This window comes from Enterobacter sp. K16B, from assembly GCF_020216105.1.
GTDB lineage: Bacteria > Pseudomonadota > Gammaproteobacteria > Enterobacterales > Enterobacteriaceae > Enterobacter > Enterobacter sichuanensis.
In genome coordinates this window covers 1-20,470 of the sequence record NZ_JAIWJZ010000106.1, presented here as the reverse complement: position 1 = coordinate 20,470, position 20,470 = coordinate 1, and the positions used below count along the sequence as shown (strand labels likewise).

The window sequence follows — 20,470 nt, the reverse complement described above, 5'->3', positions numbered from 1 at the left end:
GCCACCCGGCAAGAAAAGCGGCTCTCAGTGGAGGATCACAGCAGCTGGTCGTGCCAGAGGAACAGCTCCGGGTCGGTCTTGACCCCCAGCTTTCTCATCGCCGATTTCTTCTGGCCGCTGACCGTTTTGCGGCTCCGGCTGAACTTCTCAGAAATTTGCAGTACCGACATTCCGGACAGGAAAAGGCGTAACACTTCCAGTTCCCGTGGAGAAAGCTCATCCAGACGGCCAATACCCTCGATGACCTGCTGCTCGTCTTCCACCTCACCCGGTACCGTCGGCTCGGAGATAAGATAAAACTCTTTCTCCATGCTTTCGGAGAGGCAGATATGCCCCGCTGCCACCTGGCGTACCGCCGCGACCACTTCCGAGGCGTCGCGGCTTTTCCCGATATGCCCGCGCACGCCCGCCTTCAGCGCCTGACGGACAATCGCGGTATTTTCCAGCGTCGATGAGAGCAAAATTTTCAGCCACGGGAAATTGCTCATCAGCTGTTTGATCATCGGTAATCCGTCGATGTCGTCCTCACCGAGTAAATAGTCGAGGATCAGCACATCAATACGGTTAGTGCGTAAGAAGTTCATCAGATCAATACGGCTGGCAAAGCTGCCCTTCAGTTCGAAATCCGGCTCCTGGCTGAAAATAATTTCCAGCCCTTTGCGCACAATCGGATGATCGTCGAGTAAGGCGATATAGATTTTTTTTCCTGAAAACGGGTTCATCTGCACTCTCTTTCTGTGCCTGCTGGGGTTCATTATAAAATGGCTGATTATGTTTTTCTCAGCCACTGCAATAATGTCCCCGCACTGGCATAACTACGAAAAATAGCAGCGTAAGCGTCAAAGCGGTTGGTGGCTTCTGCCACCTGGTTACCGTAATAATCACTTTCTGCACTCAGCACATCCAGCAGGGTTCGTCTGCCAAGGTGGTACCATTGATCGAAGAAATCATGGCGAATGCGATCGGACTCAAAGGCTAAGTCATGGTACAACTCAGCGCGCTCCAGCATGCTGCGGGCATCGTGATCGGCCGCACGCACGCGGTTATCGAGATCGCGTAACTGTTTTTCGATGGCTTCTCTGCTGGCGTCGGCACGACGCGCGGCGGAGAGTTCAGCGGCGCGCTGCGAACCACCGCGGAAAATCGGCCAGCTTACGTTCACCCCGGTCTCCCAGGACTGTTCACGCCCCAGCTCGTCACGCCCGGTACTTTTGCCCACGTTCCAGGTGACCGTCGGGTATGACGCCGAACGTGCCGCATCCGCATCCGCCAGCGCCGACGCGGTTTCCGCCTTCGCCTGACGGATCGTCGGATGGCTGTCGATGGCCGAAAGCTGTGACGTCAGTTCACCCGGCTTCAGGTTCCAGACGGTCGCCGCCGGCAGAGGCACTTTTTTATCGCCCAGCAGGCGATTCAGGGTGATTTCAATATCACGGGCACGCGAGACGGCCGTATCCAGCGAAGATTGCGCCTGCAGCAGACGCCCCCGGGCCTGGGTCAGCTCGCTGCGACGCCCCTGGTCGACCTTCACAATCCCGTCCAGCATGGCGACCAGCTCGTTCATCCGCGCCACGTACTTTTGGCTCAGGCTGATGATCTGGCGCTGTTTGCTCAGCTCAATCAGTGAACTGCTGACCTGCCAGGCGATATCTTCCGCCTGCGCATCAACGTTATTGATTGCCGCGTCATGCAATGCTTCGCGGCTTTTAATGGTGTTACTGGTGCGGCCAAAGTCGAGCAGTGTGGTCGCCATATTGACGGTGACCGCCGGGCGGCTGTCGCTGTAGCGGCGCTCACCGCCACCAAACTGATAGCTTTTGGAACGGGTGCCAACGTCAATTTGCGGCCAGCGCTGGCCTTTGGCTTCATCCACGTTCGCTTCTGCCGCTTCCGTATTGAAATTCGCACCACGCACTTCCGGGCTGATGCTCAGCGCGGTATTGACCGCGTCATTAAACAGTTCGCGAATATCGTGTTCACTGGGTACCCGGGCCGCTGAAGACGGGGCCGGGGTTTCGCGTTTGGGCGCAGCAATCACCGGTTTCACCGGCGCCTGCTCCACCAGCGGCGCGGCGGGCGCCGGCGGCGTGTAGGCCATCACCATGCGAGATTTTACCACAGGGTCCACAGGCACAAAGGCTAATAAGCCATCACTATTTGCTGCACTTTTGGCCGATGCCAGGCAAGCCGCGGCCGTCAGCAACGCCGCCAGACGGCGCTGCATAAAAATAGATTCACTTTTCATATTAACGCTCGCGGAACGCTTCCTTCGCTTTGAAGATAGGTTTCAACAGGTAGTCGAGAATGGTTTTTTCACCGGTGCGAATTTCCACCGTGGCGATCATGCCGGGAATAATCGGCAGGGATTTACCGCCCGCCGTCAGCGTGCTGCTGTCGGTTAAGACCATCACCCGGTAGTAGGTGTCGTCAGGGCGACCGGCGGCGGCTTTGGCGTCATCCTTCAGCGTGTCCGGGCTGACGAGAGAGACGTGCCCTTTCAGGCCGCCGTAGATGCCGAAATCGTAGGCGGTGATCTTGACCATCGCCGGTAATCCGGCATGCAGGAAGGCCACGTCAGACGGTTTGATTTTCCCTTCCACCAGCAGCTGATCTTCCAGCGGCACGATCTCCATAATGTGTTCACCCGGCTGGATAACGCCGCCGATGGTGGTGACACGCACGTTTTTTACCGTGCCTTTCACCAGCGCGGTGATGGTGGTCCGGCTCACCACGTCGGCGCGTCCGGTCAGGCTCTCCTGGGCCTGCACCAGATCCAGCTCCTGGCGAATCAGCTCGGCGTTAGCATCGGACTGGTAGCGGTTGCGGCGTTCAACAATCTGCGACTGCAGATCGTTGGCCTGACGGCGCATGCGCAGCAGTTCCACTTCCGAGAGCAGGCCGCGCGCGGCCAGCGGCTCGGACATGGCGATCTCGTTCTGCGCCAGACGGTAGCTTTTTTCCAGCGAGGCGATGCCCTCTTCCAGCGCCTGCTTGCGGCTGTTATAGGCATGCGTTTCCAGCTCTACTTCTGACGGGTACTGCTTCACGCGGTCGCTGAAGGTCAGCGGCAGGCCATATGCTTCGGCACGCAGGCGATCGACGGTGGCCTCAAGGGCGACCACTTTACGCAGCGTCTCCTGGTAGCTGGACTGGGCGCGGGTCGGGTCAATTTTCAGCAGCACCTGCCCCGGCTCGACGATGTCGCCTTCACGGACGTTCAGCTCTTCGAGAATACCGCCCTCCAGGCTCTGGATAATTTGCTCGCGGCTTTTCGAGACGATTTTGGCGTCGCCTTTGGTGATCTCTTCCACTTTCGCGAAATGGGCCCAGACCAGGAAGCCGCAGAAGACGACGAGGATCAGCCACAGCACCAACCGTGATTTTGGCGTGGTCTGGGAGAATAACGCCTCCTGAATGTCGCTCATCCAGGCGGCATCGCGCGCCGAGAGGGCTTTTTGTCGGGTGTTACGTTTAAAGAATGTCATGCGGTCGCCTCCACGGGCTGTTTTGCTGGCGTGGCTTTCGCAGGGGAACTGTCATTAGCCGGTGCGCCGTTCAGGGCGGCCAGCACCTGTTGTTTAGGGCCATCGGCCACGATTTTGCCGTCATCAACCACCACCAGGCGATCGACCAGCGCCAGCAGCGACGGGCGATGGGTCACCACCACCAGCGTGTGCCCGGCCGTTGCGACTTTCAGGTGTTGTAAGAAAAGGGCTTCCGTCTGGGAATCCATCGCGCTGGTGGGTTCATCCAGCAGCAGCAGATTGGGTCTCGCCAGCAGCGTACGGGCCAGCGACACCAGCTGACGCTGACCACCGGAGAGACTGTTCCCCTGCTCGCCCACCGGCATGTGGATCCCGCGAGGATGGCGCGCGGCTATCTGATCCAGCCCGGTCAGGCGCAGCACGTGCAGGAATTCATCGGAGGAGGCGTTCTGGCGGCCAATCATGATGTTTTCACGCAGGGTGCCGTAAAACAGGCGCGCTTCCTGGCCGACAAAGCCCACGTTGTTACGCCAGTCGGAGGGCTCAATCTGGTTTACATCCAGCCCGCTGCTGAACAGTTGCCCTTTCACCGGGGTGTAGAGACGGGCAATGATGCGCAGCAGGGTCGATTTGCCGCTGCCGATTTTGCCGACAATCGCCACGCGCTCGCCCGGCTTAATCGTCAGGTTGACCCCTTTCAGGATCTCCGGGTTAGGCTGCATCGGCGGTGCCGGGTAGGAGAAGGTCACCCCTTTCAGCTCGATATCGCCATTCAGCTCAGGCTGTTTGATGTAGTCGATCTCGCTGCTGCGGTCGGTCGGATGGTCCATCAGTCTGTTCAGCGAGCTCAGCGCGGCCTTCGCCTGCTGAAAACGCACGGCCAGACCAATCACCTGGCTTAATGGCGCGGTCACGCGGCCCGCCAGCATCACGGTACCGATCAGCGCACCCTGGGTCAGGTGACCGGCATCAATCAGGTATACCCCGGTCACAATCAGCAGCACCGTCTGCAGCTGCTGCAGGAAGCTCACCGAGTTCATGGCCAGCGTCGAGTAGTGTTTGGACGCCGCGGCGCTGCTGGACTGCATGGCGCTGAATTTCTGCCAGCGGCTCTGCATCCAGGATTCACCGCCCACTGACTTGAGGGTTTCCATCCCTTCGATGGATTCAATCAGTACACCCTGCTTTAACGACGCTTCCTGCAGGCTGGCTTTCATGACTTTTGCCAGCGGCCACTGGATCAGCAGGCTCACCACCAGGATCATCGGTAACATCAACAGGGGAATAATGGCCAGCGAGCCGCCGATGGCAAAAATAATGCCGATAAACAGCAGCACAAACGGCAGGTCGGCAATCGCCGCCAGCGTCGCGGAAGAGACGAAGTCGCGGACGGATTCAAACTCGCGCAGCTGGTTGGCAAACGAGCCGGAAGAGGCCGGTTTATGCTCCATTTTGACCGCCAGCGACTGGCGAAACAGAATACTGCCGACGATCAGATCCGCTTTCTTTCCAGCGGTATCAAGCAGATGCGCCCGCACCGTACGGGTGACGGCCTCAAAGACCATCGCCACCAGCACGCCAATCGCCAGCGACCAGAGCGTGGTAAACGCCTGGTTCGGGATCACGCGGTCGTAAACGTTCATGGTAAAGAAGACCGACGCCAGCGCCAGGACGTTGACCAGCACGGAGGCCAGCGCGGCGCTGCGGTAGTAGCTACGGTAGCGCCAAAGAGTGCTGAACAGCCAGTGGCCTTTCGGCTGCGGCGGCGCGATGTCGCTGACCCGGCTGTCAATGCGCGCCGTCGGCTTTGCCGCAATGGCATAACCGACATACAGCTCGCTGAGCGCCTCATGGTTCAGCTCAACCGGCTCGTCACCCACTTCCGGCATGATCAGGGTGTAAAACAGATCCCATTTATCATCAGCATTTTTACGACGCTCGCGCGCAAGCAGCACCATGCCGCCCGCACCTTTGCGCAGCAGAATCATGGGGAATACCTGCTCGGGCAGTTCAGCGCTGTTACGCTTGATGAGCCCCCCGGTGATACCGGCGTTTTTGAGCGCATCAAGCGCTAAAGAGGGTGTGAGGATTTGTTCGACAGGCAGGCCAGCCAGCAAAACATCGTCGCTTTTACCCAGACCATAATGCTCAGACAGCCAGGCAATGCTTCTGAGCAGAGAGTCGTCATTCAGGCGGGTATCACGGGCGAGCGTGTGCAGCTGTTCCTCCTGGGTATTGGCCATTGAGGATTCCATATTTCGCGTGTTCCTGGTTGTTAAAAGACAATTAAATCAAAAAGATAAATTAACTTTTTGCAGTGAATTAGGAATATTCTGTCACGCGGAATGGTCTTGCCTTAATGAGACCTGTCTCAATGGACCTGCTTATTTTTTGACACGAAAAAGGAAGGGGTAGGAAAATGCTTTCCATAAAGCAGGCCGGGTAAGCGAAGCGTCACCCGGCATAAACAGATGAAAAATAAACTACTTTTGTGCTGGCGCACTGACATCCTGTCCACCGCTGACACGCACCACCACACGACGGTTAGGCGCATTGCAGGCAATCAGGGCTTTTTTATCGGATGCCGCGCAGTCGTTCACCACAGGCTCATCGCTGCCCACGCTGGAAGCGGTCATCAGGCGCGCCGGGAGACCGTTTTCTGCCAGCATGGTGCGGACGGTCTGGGCACGCTTCAGACCAAGGGCATAGTTGCTGCGATCGCTGCCAATGGCGTCCGTGTGGCCGATCACCTGGATCTGCTTCAGTTCAACGTTTTCACGTTTAATCGTCGCCACCAGATCTTTCACGGCCTGATGGCCCTGAGCGGAAACGCCTTTCACGCCAGACTGACCAAAGCGGAACATCACATCGCCGGAGAGGGTGTAATCCTTGTACTGTGGCGCAAGGTTCTTACAGGCTTCGACGCTGGAGGCACGGGACAGCACGTGGATCTGCTCGCGCAGCCCCACAAGATCCTTTTCCGCCTGCTCGCGGGTCCGCGCTTCCGGTACGGCATTCATCGTGTGGTTGACGCGCACGAAGTAGGTCTGGCCGCCGCTCATCTCGACGTTGTAGCCCTGCTCTTTGCCGCGATACTGTGGCGCATCATTCTGATACGCGCCGAGATTGTGCTTGCCCGGCGCCAGACAGAAAACGGTATAGCCGCCCGGCAGCAGGGCGTCGTGGAACTCGTTATCGACATAAATATGCGCTGCACCGCCTGCGGTATTGCTGGCGTCACGGTAGTAAACCACCTGGGTTTGCGTCTGGCCGACAGGCGCAACGGGCTGATACGTCTTACCAAAGTTTTCCGCCGCCAGCGCCGGGTGAACCATAAATGCGGAGGAGGTAAACAGCGCCGCGAATAAAGAGGTCTTGAAAAAAGTCATAAATCCTCCACGGGCCCCCTCTCGGGGGCCCGGAAAAGTTTTAGTTAGTGATTATTCACGTTGACGGTGACGCCGGTTTGTACCAGCAGTTCCACGTCATGGTTTTCCATGTGGTACACCTGGTATTCCACACCGGAGACCTTGACGTTACCTGCGTTGGTCCAGTTACCCGGATCGCTGTTGTCAGGCAGCAGATCGTTCAGGTTCACCACATCGCCTTTATTCCCCTGCACCATCAATTGCTTGTTGCCATCAGCGATGAACAGGTCTTTTTCAGCGTGGGTCAGCACGTCGTGCAGACTGATATTCAGCTTGTCCTGCTTGCTGTTGGTCAGATCGATGGTCTTGTGCTGGAGGTTATCCAGGTTGATCTCACGATCGTTCAGCGTGCTGACAAGATGGTTATTATCGTCATGCTGCTCTTCGGTGTTCATCATCATGCTTCTGGAGGCAGAGCGTGAGGTGTTAACCGTCCAGCGAACGTCATCAATCATGTACTGATCGGTGTTGATCGTGTTACCGCCACCCGACAGACCACTGCTCTGACCGCGTCCCATGCTGAAAACAATATCGCCGATCTCACGTCCCGCAGGTGCGGTTGCCGTGAAGGTGGCTTCTCCCGACGGCAGATACCCGGATGAAATCACCTTTCCTGCGGTATCGTAGACAACATAGGTTGACTTCACGACACTCGATTGCACAGCATCATTCGCACCGGAAAGCTTCATGCTCACCGCATTGACACCATCGAAATGCATGGTGATATCACCTGTCAGCGCCAGCTTACGGCTATTGCCTGTGCCCCACTGATAAATCGCCCCACCGTAGCCAGGGTAATACTTATCGCTTAACGTAAACTTCAGACCGCTCGCCAGCGTCACCAGACCCTTCCCATAGTTCTGAGGAGTCAGCGCGTTAAAGTCCTCAAAGCCGCTGGTTTTCGGCGAAACAACCGTCAGGCTACGCGAAACACCCGCACTCCTGTTACCCGCCTGGTCAATCGAGAACACGCTAAAGGTATGGTTACCCAGCGGCAACGCAGGTGGCGTAAAGCTCCAGTTGCCGTTGGTGGCGACGGTGCTGTACGTTGCGCCATTCACGGCGATATAGACCGTGCTGCCTGCCTCTGCCGTACCGTTTAACGTTGGCGTGCTGTCATCCGTTTTCCCCAGATTCGCGACGTTACCCGTTTCATTTCCGACGTTATCCATCACGCTGGTAATGGTCGGTGCGGCGTTAACCGTATCGACAACCACATAATGCTGGTTACCCAGTGCACTGGTGTTACCCGCCAGATCGGTCTGTTTGGCGCGGAAATACCAGGTCCCATCCTGCAGCGCCTTCGGAATTTCCAGGCTCCAGGTGCCATCGGCTTTGGCCGTGGTGGTGTACACGAGGTTGTTGTTACTCCAGCCCTGGTTACCCAGCGCCAGCACAATCTCAATCTTCGCGCCCGGTTCTGCGCCATTACCGGTAATGGTTGGACGGTTGTCGTTGGTACGTTCCCCGTCAACCAGGTTACCGACTTTACCGCCCGCCACGTTATCAGAGATAACGGTGAGGTTTGGCGCGGCCACCACGGTATCCACATTAATCGCGAAGTTGGTCGAGTTCACCGAACGGTTTCCGGCTTTATCAATTGAGTAAGCCTGGAAGTTATACGTCTGGTTATAGTTGGTGGTCAGCGGGAATGACCATTGTCCATTCGCACCTGCCGTGACCGAACCATACACGCCATTACTTGCCGGGTTGATGATATACACCACGCTGCCCGCTTCCGCCGTGCCGCGTAAATCCAGCGTTCTGTCGTTGGTGACGCCACCGTTACCCACCAGACCGTTATACACCCCGCCCTGCACGTCATCCCATGAACCGGTGATCACCGGTGCGGCATTGACCGTATCCACCGTAATCGCAAACTTCGCCGAATCCGCCGAACGGTTACCTGCCGGATCAACAGAATACGCATGGAAGGTGTACAGCTGGTTGTAGTTCGTGGCGACTGGAAGCTTCCAGTTACCATTAGCATCCGCTTTGGTGGAACCCGCCACAGTGCCATAGTTATCAACCACCACGTACACCACGCTACCCGCTTCAGCGGTACCACGCAGTTCTGGTGCCTTGTCGTTCGTTACGCCACCATTCGCCACCAGGCCGTTGTACACGCCACCTGCTACATCGTCATACGCACCCGAAATCACCGGTGCGGCATTGACCGTATCCACGTTCAGTGAGTAGGTCGCCGATTTTGCGGAGACGTTGCCCAGATCGTCCTTGGCGATGGTGTAGAACATGTGCGGACGACCCGCAGCGGTGTTCGCGAGCGAACGTTCCCAGCTCCATTTACCGTCCGGACCGGCTTTAACCGTATCCAGCACCGCGTCGTTATACGCGTTGTAGATGTAAACGATGCTGTTCGGCTCTGCAGTTCCGCGCAGTTCCATATTTGCGTCGTTGGTCAGCCCACCGTTCGGTACCAGTGCTTTGTAGATGCCGCCTTCCACGTCATCATACGCGCCGAGAATAACCGGCGTGGTCGATTGGGTGTCCACTTCCAGACCGTAGTGGTTGGACTCACCGGAGACGTTCCCTGCCTTGTCCTGCGCCTTCACGTAGAAGTCGTGTTTCGCATCGGACAGTGCTGGCGAGGTCCATTTCCATTCGCCGTTCGCGTCGGCATAGACCGAGGCAATCGGCTCTTTGTTGCCCGGAACGTAGATTTTCACCAGGCTGTCTTTCTCAGCGGTACCGCGCAGCTCCGGCGTCGCGTCGCGTGAACGGCTACCGTCGACAATCAGCGTGCCCGCATCGTCATACATGCCCTTGATCGTTGGCGCATCCGGTGCCTGCGTATCAATGGTGATATTCCACGGTGCCGTTGGCGCGCTCTTCACGCCGGTCGGGCTCTGGAATACCGCCGTCAGGGACAGCTCAGTGCCGTTGTTCTGCTGCGGCAGGGTAAAGTTCCAGGTGTTCGCTGGCCCTACGGTGACAGAGTCAATCAGTCGGGTGCCGTCGTAAATAAAGACCACATCCCCCGCCACGCCCTTACCGTACAGGGTCGGGGTGGTGTCATCGGTCACCGCCGGGTTGGCCAGGTCGCCCTGCACCAGACCCACGTCATCCGCGACGCGATCCAGCGAACCGGTCGGCACACGGGTATCCAGCGTCAGCTCAAACGGCGCGGTTTGCGCACTCTCACCTGCACCTGCGTCTTCGCTGGCGGTGATCTTATAGGTCGCATCCGCCGTCAGCGCCGGGCTGATGGTGTACTGCCACTCGCCGGTCACGGCGTCAGCGCGCACGCTGTCGACAAATTTGCCATCAACGTATACTTTCACCAGGGCGCCAGCCGTCGCACGGCCCACCACGGTTGGGGTCGTGTCATCGGTGTGGCTACCGCTGCCCAGGTTGCCGGTAAAGTCACCCTGATCGTCCACCACGTGACTGATGGATACGCCGTTGTGGCTGGTATCCACGGTAAAGTGGATCGGCGCAGACTCAGGACCGACGTTACCCGCTTTATCTTCAATCGCGACTTTCCAGGTGTAGTCGCCATCCGCCAGCGCCGGGGCCGGGGTATAGCTCCAGTTACCGCTGCCATCTACCGGGACGCGTACGGTGGTGCCGTTACCCAGATCGATAATCGCGGTACCGTTCGCTTCACCTTTCCCACGGTAGGTTGGGGTGTTGTCATCGGTGGTGTCGTTATCGGCGATAAGACCCGGCGTGCCGAAGTCGTCCCACAGCTCAATGTCGGTAGCGGCCAGCGGTTTCACGGAATCAACGTTAATCACCCACTCGCCGGTTTCCGGGCTGCGGTTACCGGTTCTGTCTTCTGCCACCGCGCGGAAGCGGTGCTCGCCCTGCGCCAGATCGGTATCAAAATCAATGGTCCAGCGGCCGCCCGTCACCACGGCGCTGCCGATCGGGTTCGGGTTGGTGCCATCGTACAGATAGACGGTGGTGCCATCCTGCGCGGTACCGGTAATGGTCGGACGCGCATCGTTAGTGATGCCACCGTTCTGGATGGTACCCACATGTGACGCAACATCGTCGATCACGTCTGTGATGGCCGGCGCGGTTGGAATACCGCCTGCCAGCAGATCAAACGAGAAGGTGTCAGACGGCTCGGAGCGCAGCCCCGCTTTGTCCTGGGCGACAACGCTCACGTCGTAATGACCGTTCGCCAGGCCCAGCGATGGCGTCCAGGTCCAGATCCCGGTCGCGGCGTCAGCGGTCACCGAGTCAACGGTTTTGCCGTTCACGATGATGTACACCAGGCTGCCCTTCTCGGCGGTACCGGTGAAGTCCGGGGTGCTGTCGTCGGTAATCCCACCGTTCGCGATATTGCCGGTCAGCTGCCCCGCGTCGTCATATACAGTATCAATAGTCGGTTTCGCAGGCGGCTGCGTGTCGACAATAAAGCCGATAGGATCGGACGGCTCGCTGGCGTTACCCACCGGGTCGACGATCACGACTACCGCTTTATGTTCACCTTCGCTCAGAGGATCTTCAGGGATCACTTCCCACTTACCGTCGTCACCAACGATGGCGGTACCCACGACCTTGTCGTCAACAATCAGTTCAACGGTCTCGCCAGGCACGGCGCCTTCGCCGCTGAATACCGGCTGCGTGTCATCGGTGGTGTCACCGTTGTGAATCGGGCCAACAACCGGACCCTGGTCGTCTTCCACGTCACCAATGATCGGTTTGTTCGGTGCTTCGGTATCAATCACCAGCTTCCACGGCGCAGTCGGTGCGCTTTCCACACCGGTTGGGCCACGGAAGACCACGCTGACGTCCAGCGCCGTGCCGTTCGTCTGCTCAGGCAGGGTATATTCCCAGCTGCCGTCAGGGCGAACGGTGACAGAATCAATGATGTCGCTGCCGTTGCGCACGAACACGATATCACCCGGACGGCCGGTACCGTGCAGGGTTGGGGTGGTGTCATCGGTGACGCCCGGGTTCGCCACATCGCCCTGATAACGGCCTTCGTTATCTTCGATGCGATCGAAGGTGCCGGTCGGCACAACGGTGTCGATAGTCAGCAGGAACGGACGCGTAGGCGCAGGGATCTCACCCGGGCCGCTATACTCACCCGCGGTAATTTCATAAGTCTTACCCGATTCCAGTGCCGGTTTGATTTCGATGGCCCACTCACCGGTAACCGGATCGGCGGTCTTCGAGCCAACAGGCTCGCCATCAACATACAGCGTGACCAGCGAGCCAGGCGTCGCCGTTCCTACGATAACCGGGTTCACGTCATCGGTGCTGCTGCCGCTTGCCAGCGGGTTGGTCAGCGGACCGGTGTTGTCTTCAGCGTGGCTGATGGAGACCGCGTTACCCACCGTATCAATGGTGAAGCTAATTGGCGCGGTAGAAGGCCCCCGGTTGCCCTGCGCGTCTTCCAGGGAAACAGACCAGGTATAGTTGCCGTCCGCCAGCGCCGGTGCTGGCGTCCAGCTCCAGGTGCCTGCTGCGGTTACCGGTACGCGAACGCTCTGACCGCCACCGAGGTCGATCACCGCCGTTGTGCCGGGCTCACCCTTACCGCTGAAGGTAGGAGTGTTATCTTCGCTCGGATCGCCGTTGTGAATTTCGCGCGGGAACTGGTAGTCGTTCCACAGTAAAACGTCCGTCGGCAGCGGAGGCAGAGCGGTGATGTTAGGTTCGGTATTGTTAATAGAAGCAGTGGTCTTTTTCATACAAATTTCCAAATGAATTCTGTTTATGTTCTGGTCTAAAACTCTGGAGGTTCCGGTGAAGGAACCTCCCTTCCTGGTATCAATTAATGGTTCTGTAGCGTGACCGTCACTCCCATCTGAACGAGGATCTCGGTATTCAGGCTATCCATCTGGTAAGACTGATACTCCACTCCTCCAACATTCACCGTTCCGCCATCGGTCCAGTTCCCCGGGTCCATACCGTTCGGCAGCAGGTCGCTCAGGTTCACCACGTCGCCCGCGTCGCCCTTCACCATCATTTGGTTGAAGTCGTTGTCGTGGAACAGGTTCTGCGTGGCGTTTTCCAGCACATCCCCCGCGCTCAGCGTCAGGGTGTTGTTACCTGTTCCCGTAATGTCGAACACTTCCACGGACTGAACAGGGTGGGTCAGCGCGCTCAGGTCGAGGTGCTGATCGGCCCCCAGCAGCTTCAGCGTGTCGGTCCCTTCTCCGCCCTGAATCACGGCGCCGGTCAGGCTGGCCACGTCCGCAACCTGATACAGGTTGTCCGCTGCGTCGCCATACCAGACATCGCCCTGGTTATCCGCCAGGAAATCGCCCGGGGTGACGGTTTTCGCCGTATTGCTCACCACCAGGTTATCGATGCTGAAACCAAAGCCGGAGCTGGTCGCCAGTTCCTCATGGTGAATTTCCATGCGGTAAACCGGGGTATCATCCGGGCTGGTGAACGACACCGGGACGTTACGGTTGCCGATGAAGGCGTTCACCGGCTGAGAGCTAATCACATCACCGTTGACGTCGTAGAACGTCACCACCGTCGACGGACCGGCAAAGCGCGGGTTGAAGACGAAATCGATCGTTTTGGCGCCATACTGGAAGTCAACAAACATGCTGGCTTCCATCCCGGTATCCGTAGAGGTGCTGTACAGATACAGGCTGTTGGTGCTGCCCGTGCCAATGACCTGTCTGTCGAACTCATAATCCGCCGAGCCGGTATCTGGCGTGTGGGAGAAGCGCATCCCGTGCACCCACGCGCCCGCATTAATGTCCGCGAACTCCGTATCGTCTTCGAAGCTGTTGGTGCTGGTGAACGCGCTGGTGCGGTAGTCCGAGCTGTTACCCGCCGCGTCGACAATCGCCGCGCCGACCGGAATATCGGTGTAGCCGCCCGCAGGCATGGTCAGAGTCACGTTGCCGTTGGCAATGTCTGCCGCCGTCAGCGTATGGGTGACGGTAATGTCGCCGCTCTTCACCAGCACGGTGTCGCCCTCAACAATCCCGCTGCCCGGCAGCGTCACCGTCACGTCGTTACCGCTGCGCACCACGTCGGTCGGTTCATCCGGCGCAACCTGATCCAGCACCACTTTCTGGGAGGATTCGGTATAGTTCCCGGCGGCATCGACCACGCGGGTCAGCACCGTCCAGTCCGCGCTGTGTGCCTGTCCGTCGACGAACGCCCATTTGTCGCCGTCGACCATCGCTTCAAGCCAGGTTTTCCCGCCGTCAGTGGAGACCAGCACCTTGCCGCCCGCTTCCAGCGGCGCGGAGAGATGGCCGCTGACCAGACCACCGGCCTGACCATTGTTAGTGATGAAGTCGCTGCCGTTGACGCCGGAGTCATGGGTCATCGCATCCACCACCGCGCTGCTTACTGGCGCTTCGGTATCAATGGTGATTTTCCACTCCGCGGACGGCGCACTTCTCACGCCGGTCGGGCTCTGGAATACCGTCGTCAGGGACAGTACCTCACCGTTGTTTTGCGCCGGCAGGGTGTAGTTCCATGACCCATCCGGACCGACGGTCACGGTGTTGATCAGCGTGGTACCGTTGTAAATAAAGACGGTATCACCCGCGACGCCGGTCCCGTGCAGGGTTGGCGTGGTGTCATCGGTCACGGCCGGGTTGGCCAGGTCGCCCTGCACCAGGCCGACGTCATCGGATACGCTATCAAACGAGCCAACCGGTACGCGGCTGTCCAGCGTCAGTTCAAACGGCGCGGTCTGCGCACTGTCACCGGTGCCGGTATTTTCACTGGCGGTGATCTGGTACGTCCCGTCAGCGGTCAGCGCCGGGTTAAAGGTGTATTTCCACTCACCGGTCGTCGGGTCAGCGATCACGCTGTCGACAAACTTACCGTCCAGGTAGACTTTGACCTCGGCGCCAGGCGTCGCGCGGCCCACAACGGTCGGTGTCGTGTCATCGGTGTGGCTGCCGCTGGCCAGATTGCCTTTCCACGCGCCTTCATCGTCTTCCACGTGGCTGATAGAGACGCCGTTGTGGCTGGTATCGACGATAAAGTGGATAGGGGCGGACTCCGGGCCCGTGTTCCCCGCTTTGTCTTCAATCGAGACTTTCCAGGTGTAGTCGCCGTCCGCCAGCGCTGGTGCCGGGGTGTAGCTCCAGTTACCGCTGCCATCAATCGGCACGCGCACGGTGGTGCCGTTACCCAGATCGATGATCGCGGTACCGTCAGGCTCGCCCTTACCGCGGTAGGTCGGGGTGTTGTCGTCGGTGGTGCCGTTATCGGCGATAATGCCTGGCGTGCCGAAGTCGTCCCACAGCTCAATGTCCGTGGCCGCCAGCGGTTTAACGGAATCGACAGTAATCACCCACTCGCCGGTTTCCGGGCTGCGGTTACCGACGGCGTTTTCCGCGACCGCGCGGAAGCGGTGCTCGCCTTGGGCCAGCGGCGTGTCGAAGTCAATAGTCCAGATGCCGCCCGTCACCACCGCGCTACCGATTGGCAGCGGATTCGTGCCGTCGTACAGGTAAACCGTGGTCCCGTCCTGACCGGTACCGGTGATGGTCGGTTTGTCATCGTTCGTGATGCCGTTTTGCTGTACGGTGCCGGTGTAGGCATCAACATCGTCAATCACATCGGTAATGGCTGGCGCAGTCGGTACGCCGCCTGCGACCAGATCGAACGAGAACGCGTCAGACGGCTCAGAGCGCAGCCCGGCCTTGTCTTCAGCAATCACGCGCACATCGTAGTGGCCGTTGGTCAGCGCCGGAGACGGTGTCCAGGTCCATTTACCGGTTGGATCGGCGGTAACGGAATCCACTTCTTTACCGTTGACAATGATGCGCACCACGCTGTTTTTCTCCGCGGTACCGGTAAAGTCCGGGGTGCTGTCATCGGTGATATCGCCGCTTGTCAGGTTGCCCGTTTTCAGACCCGCATCATCAAACACGCTATCAATCGTCGGTTTTACCGGTGGCGTGGTATCAACGATGAAGCCGATCGGATCGGACGGATCGCTGACGTTACCGACCGGATCGACGATCACGACAACCGCTTCATGATCCCCTTCTGGCAGCGGTTTCTCAGGCGTGACTTCCCATTTGCCGTCATCACCGACAATCGCGGTACCCACCACTTCATCGTCAATGATCAGGCGCACGGTGTCGCCTGGCGTACCGTTGTCGCCACTGAATACCGGCTGGGTGTCGTCGGTGGTGTCGCCATTGTGAATCGGGCCGGTAACCGGGCCGACGTCATCCTCAACGTCACCAATGACAGGTTTGACTGGTGCTTCCAGATCGACGATAAATTTAAAGTCATCAGACGGTTCGCCCGCATGGCCTGCCGGATCGGTGATCACCACCTTTCCGATATGCTCGCCTTCCGGCAGCGGTTTTTCCGGGGTGACGGCCCATTTACCGTCTTCACCCACGATCGCGGTGCCGACCACTTCGTCGTCCACAATCAGCTTAACGGTATCGCCAGGTGTTGAACCTTCGCCGCGGAACGTCGGCTGCGTATCATCCGTCGCGCCGCCGTTTTTAATCGGACCCACAACGGAACCGACGTCATCTTCCACGACGCCAATCACCGGTTTTTCCGGCACCACGATAAATTTAAAGTCGTCAGACGGGACGCTCTCGTTGCCCGCAGGATCGGTGATGATCACCTTCCCGGTGTGACTGCCTTCCGGCAGCGGTTTCTCAGGCGTGACTTCCCATTTACCGTCTTCGCCAACAATGCCGGTGCCCACGACTTTGTCGTCCACAATCAGCTTAACGGTGTCGCCCGGCGTGCCGCCTTCACCGCGGAATACCGGCTGTTTATCATCGGTATTATCGCCGTTATGAATCGGGCCGGTTTTCTCGCCAACGTCGTCTTCCACTTCGCCAATGACAGGTTTAGCGGGCGCTTCCAGATCCACGGTGAAATCAAACGGGTCGCTCGGCGCGCTGGTGCGGCCATCCGGGCCTTTACCGATCAGCACAATGCTGTGGTCGCCGTGCGTCAGCGGGGTTTCAGGCGTCCAGGTCCATTTGCCGTCAGCGCCCACGCGGGTTTCGCCGAGCTTGACGTTGTTTTCCCAGAACTCAACGATATCGCCCGGTTTGCCTTTGCCGCTAAAGGTTGGCGTGGCGTCATCGGTCACGCCGTTTTGTGGGATCGAGCCGGTTTTGCTGCCGTAATCATCGTGTACGTCGGTCAGTTCAGGGGTCGTGACGGGCGTTTTGCGGCTACCGCCATTATCATCGTCACGGTTATGACGAATAATGGCGCCAATACCCACCAGCGCCCCCAGCCCCGCTAACGCGCCCAGCGCCAGCAGAGCAGGAGAAAACGCGGTGCCCGCAACAGCCAGACCGTCCAGGCTCGCAATCGCGCCTGCGCCCAGCGCCTGAGCGGAGGATTCACCGTCCAGCAGGAAAGCGGCTTTGTGGTCGTCATCGCCGTCAGTGGCAATGTACTCATGCCATTGACCATCTTCGCCTTTACCCACCAGCTCGCCCGGGTTATCGAAATAGCCTTCAATAATCAGTTGCGGCTGATCCTCGTCGGTGCCTTCCAGCATGACGAACAGGTCTTTACCTACGCGTTTCAGCGTAATGTTTTCTGGCGCGACGCCATTTTCCCCTTCAGCAAGAATGTATTTTGCATGCGGGATGGCCTTAATTTTGACAGCACTGCCAACCTTTTCACTGCGCAGAACGTCAGCTTTGACAATCGTCTCTTTATCAACGACTGCAATATTTACTGGCTTGAGAGTCATGTTTAAATTCTCGTGTAAATAATCGATCTGTGTCCGCGCAATGCGCCAGACGCACTTCCATACGGGATACTTTCCCTGGCTGACACTATCTTCCCGGCTGGCAAGCGTTGTCTTAATAAGACCTGTCGCAAACCGGTCTTATATGTCTCAGCGGTGGGGAAAAAGGGGGTAACAGGTGCAGTAACCTGATGGCACCAGAACGTCAGAAAATAATGGCAAAGATAAAGACAAGTCTTAGCCACCTTTTTTTTGCGCACGGGGAAAATGACATTTTTGTCACCCCATCAGGACAATCAGGAATGTCAGATAAAAAAGTCATTCTCCTGGACGTCAGTTCCTTGCTCCGAACAGGCATCCAGGGTTTATTAGCAGAACACGGTTATCAGACTGCGGCACAATTCCTCACGATTGAGGCAATGCACAGCGCGTTGCCAGAGTTACATGCTGACCTGATTATTATGGAGCATCTGCAACAGAGCCCCGAGGTGTTCTCTCATCTGGTACAAATAAGAAAAAGCTACCCAGCGATTAAGGTTCTTATTTTGTCGTCGTCGTCGAGCGATTTTCATATTCAGTTGAGCCGACGGGCCGGTGCGTCAGGCTATATCAATAAAAACAGCTCCCTGGATAAAATTATTAACACCGTCAACACAATTACCACCGGGGGATATTGCTACGGTTCGGAGTTGTGGCAACATCACGCCCGTTATCCCCGGGATGCGTCGCTGTTATTATCGTTATCCCATATTGATATCTGTATTTTGCGCTATATTTCTGCGGGCTACAGCAACCAGCTTATCGCCTCGCTGCTGAATATGAATAATAAAAAGGTCAGCGCGTATAAGCAGCGCATCATGGCAAAATTCAACATGACCCGTCTGGCGGAACTGGTGGATCTGGCAAAACGGAATTATCTGTACTGAGCGCCGGAAGAGGCCCGGACGACAGTCAGTTCGGGCTTGATGTCATCATTTGTTGCAAAACGAATGCTCCGAAAATAGTGATCTACCGCACATATTCCTCCCCCTCTACCGAAGCGAATGTCTACGCTTATAGGACGCCCGGAAAAACCTGTCTTTCAGAACATACAACCGGAGGTCCTTATCACCATGTTCAACCAGAAACTACAGGCTAACGAGAACATCGAATTCGAGATTGCAGAAGAGCTGCGCTACGAGACCGATCCCTGCGAGTTAAAACTGGATGAGATGATCGAGGCGGAGCCGGAACCGGAAATGATTGAAGGGCTGCCCGCGTCGGATGCGCTGACGCCCGCAGACCGCTACCTTGAACTGTTTGAACACGTGCAGTCGTCACGGCTGTTTGCAGACAGCAAAACCTTCCCCGACTGCGCGCCGAAGATGGACCCGCTGGATATCCTGATCCGCTACCGCAAGGTCAGACGCCACCGGGATTTTGACCTGCGCCAGTTCGTGGAGAACCACTTCTGGATGCCGGAAACGTTCGACTCAGAATATGTTTCCGACCCGGGTCTGTCCCTGAAAGAGCACATTGATAATCTGTGGCCGGTGTTGACGCGCGAGCCGCAGGACCATATTCCCTGGTCCTCCCTGCTGGCCCTGCCGCAGGCCTATATCGTTCCCGGCGGACGATTCAGCGAGACCTACTACTGGGATTCCTACTTCTCGATGCTGGGTCTGGCGGAAAGCGGGCGCAACGATCTGCTGAAGTGTATGGCGGATAACTTCGCGTGGCTGATTGAGCGCTACGGCCATATCCCTAACGGCAACCGTACCTATTACCTCAGCCGTTCTCAGCCGCCGGTCTTTGCCCTGATGGTGGAGCTGTTTGAGGAGGATGGCGTGCGCGGTGCGAAACGTTACCTTGAGCACCTGAAAATGGAGCACGCCTTCTGGATGGACGGGGCGGAGTCGCTACTGCTTAACCAGGCTTACCGAAGCGCCGTGCGCATGCCGGATGGCTCGTTACTGAACCGCTACTGGGATGACCGCGACACCCCGCGCGACGAATCCTGGATTGAGGACGTGGAAACCGCCCGTCACTCCGGGCGTCCACCGAATGAAGTGTATCGCGACCTGCGTGCGGGTGCGGCCTCCGGCTGGGACTACTCGTCCCGCTGGCTGCGCGAGCCGGGTCGGCTTGCCAGTATCCGCACAACGCAGTTTATCCCCATCGATTTGAACGCCTTCCTGTTCAAGCTGGAGAGTGCGATCGCCAATATCTCGGCATCAAAAGGGGACAAAGAGACGGCCGACCTGTTCCGCCAGAAAGCCAGCGATCGCCGGGCCGCGGTGAACCGCTATCTGTGGGATGAAGAGAACGGCTGCTACCGGGATTATGACTGGCGACGCGAAGTGATGGCGCTGTTTTCCGCCGCCAGCATTGTGCCGCTGTATGTCGGTATGGCAACCCATGAGCAGGCTGAACGGCTGTCTGATGCGGTTAAAGCGCGTCTGCTCACGCCGGGGGGGATTCTGGCGACCGAGTACGAAACCGGCGAACAGTGGGATAAACCCAACGGCTGGGCGCCGCTGCAGTGGATGGCCATTCAGGGGTTCAAGCAGTATGGCAACGACTCTCTGGGGGATGAAATCGCCTGGAGCTGGCTGCATACGGTGAACCATTTTTATAAGACCCATCATAAGCTGATTGAGAAGTACCACATCGCCAGCAGTACCCCGCGCGAAGGGGGCGGGGGTGAGTATCCGCTGCAGGATGGCTTCGGCTGGACTAATGGCGTGGTGCGCCGGCTGATTGGGTTGTATGGGGAGCCTTGAGGAGGGTGAGGGGATCAGACCGCACCCTCACCCTGGCCCTCTCCCACAGGGGTGAGGAATCCCCAGTAATTTTTTTACCGAAAGCGACGAAGATTGTTTCAGGAAAATGAATGAATTACAGCGATGCCCTGGTCCGGCTGT

9 protein-coding genes are annotated in these 20,470 nt (G+C 57.9%); 2 read left to right on the top strand and 7 right to left on the bottom strand.

Translation table 11 applies throughout. From position 1 onward, the window contains the following. Positions 1–35 precede the first annotated feature (35 nt). From LDK53_RS18235 to LDK53_RS18205, 7 genes are all read right to left on the bottom strand, one after another. Positions 36–722 (bottom strand): response regulator transcription factor, encoded by a 687-nt coding sequence (locus LDK53_RS18235; protein WP_225287761.1) that lies wholly within the window; start codon positions 720–722, stop codon positions 36–38. Between the two features lie 47 nt (positions 723–769). After that, the gene (locus LDK53_RS18230) at positions 770–2,245 is read right to left on the bottom strand and encodes a TolC family protein (RefSeq protein ID WP_225287760.1); all 1,476 of its coding nucleotides are present in this window, start codon (positions 2,243–2,245) and stop codon (positions 770–772) included. 1 nt (position 2,246) lies between these two features. Next, positions 2,247–3,485 (bottom strand): HlyD family type I secretion periplasmic adaptor subunit, encoded by a 1,239-nt coding sequence (locus LDK53_RS18225; RefSeq protein WP_126801532.1) that lies wholly within the window; start codon positions 3,483–3,485, stop codon positions 2,247–2,249. Then, on the bottom strand, positions 3,482–5,740 hold the full coding sequence (locus LDK53_RS18220; RefSeq protein ID WP_225287759.1) for a type I secretion system permease/ATPase: 2,259 nt from the start codon (positions 5,738–5,740) through the stop codon (positions 3,482–3,484). The genes LDK53_RS18225 and LDK53_RS18220 overlap by 4 nt, the downstream gene beginning before the upstream one ends. Positions 5,741–5,968: 228 nt before the next feature. Continuing rightward, positions 5,969–6,874: an OmpA family protein gene (locus LDK53_RS18215; protein WP_059386139.1), complete on the bottom strand. Its 906-nt coding sequence runs from the start codon at positions 6,872–6,874 to the stop codon at positions 5,969–5,971. 44 nt (positions 6,875–6,918) lie between these two features. Then, on the bottom strand, positions 6,919–12,582 hold the full coding sequence (locus tag LDK53_RS18210) for an Ig-like domain-containing protein (protein ID WP_225287758.1): 5,664 nt from the start codon (positions 12,580–12,582) through the stop codon (positions 6,919–6,921). 83 nt (positions 12,583–12,665) lie between these two features. Then, complete coding sequence (locus tag LDK53_RS18205; RefSeq protein WP_225287757.1) at positions 12,666–17,570, bottom strand: Ig-like domain-containing protein; 4,905 nt, start codon at positions 17,568–17,570, stop codon at positions 12,666–12,668. A 188-nt stretch (positions 17,571–17,758) separates the two neighbouring features. Here LDK53_RS18205 and LDK53_RS18200 point away from each other — a divergent pair, with 188 nt between their 5' ends. Then, complete coding sequence (locus LDK53_RS18200; RefSeq protein WP_225287756.1) at positions 17,759–18,493, top strand: response regulator transcription factor; 735 nt, start codon at positions 17,759–17,761, stop codon at positions 18,491–18,493. 186 nt (positions 18,494–18,679) lie between these two features. After that, positions 18,680–20,329 (top strand): alpha,alpha-trehalase, encoded by a 1,650-nt coding sequence (locus LDK53_RS18195; protein WP_059386135.1) that lies wholly within the window; start codon positions 18,680–18,682, stop codon positions 20,327–20,329. The last annotated feature ends 141 nt before the right edge of the window (positions 20,330–20,470 follow it).

Coding starts and splice junctions, on each gene's coding strand:
- LDK53_RS18220 (WP_225287759.1), bottom strand. CDS start 5,740: ATGGAATCCTCAATGGCCAATACCCAGGAGGAACAGCTGCACACGCTC.
- LDK53_RS18225 (WP_126801532.1), bottom strand. CDS start 3,485: ATGACATTCTTTAAACGTAACACCCGACAAAAAGCCCTCTCGGCGCGC.
- LDK53_RS18210 (WP_225287758.1), bottom strand. CDS start 12,582: ATGAAAAAGACCACTGCTTCTATTAACAATACCGAACCTAACATCACC.
- LDK53_RS18195 (WP_059386135.1), top strand. CDS start 18,680: ATGTTCAACCAGAAACTACAGGCTAACGAGAACATCGAATTCGAGATT.
- LDK53_RS18200 (WP_225287756.1), top strand. CDS start 17,759: ATGGCACCAGAACGTCAGAAAATAATGGCAAAGATAAAGACAAGTCTT.
- LDK53_RS18215 (WP_059386139.1), bottom strand. CDS start 6,874: ATGACTTTTTTCAAGACCTCTTTATTCGCGGCGCTGTTTACCTCCTCC.
- LDK53_RS18235 (WP_225287761.1), bottom strand. CDS start 722: ATGAACCCGTTTTCAGGAAAAAAAATCTATATCGCCTTACTCGACGAT.
- LDK53_RS18205 (WP_225287757.1), bottom strand. CDS start 17,570: ATGACTCTCAAGCCAGTAAATATTGCAGTCGTTGATAAAGAGACGATT.
- LDK53_RS18230 (WP_225287760.1), bottom strand. CDS start 2,245: ATGAAAAGTGAATCTATTTTTATGCAGCGCCGTCTGGCGGCGTTGCTG.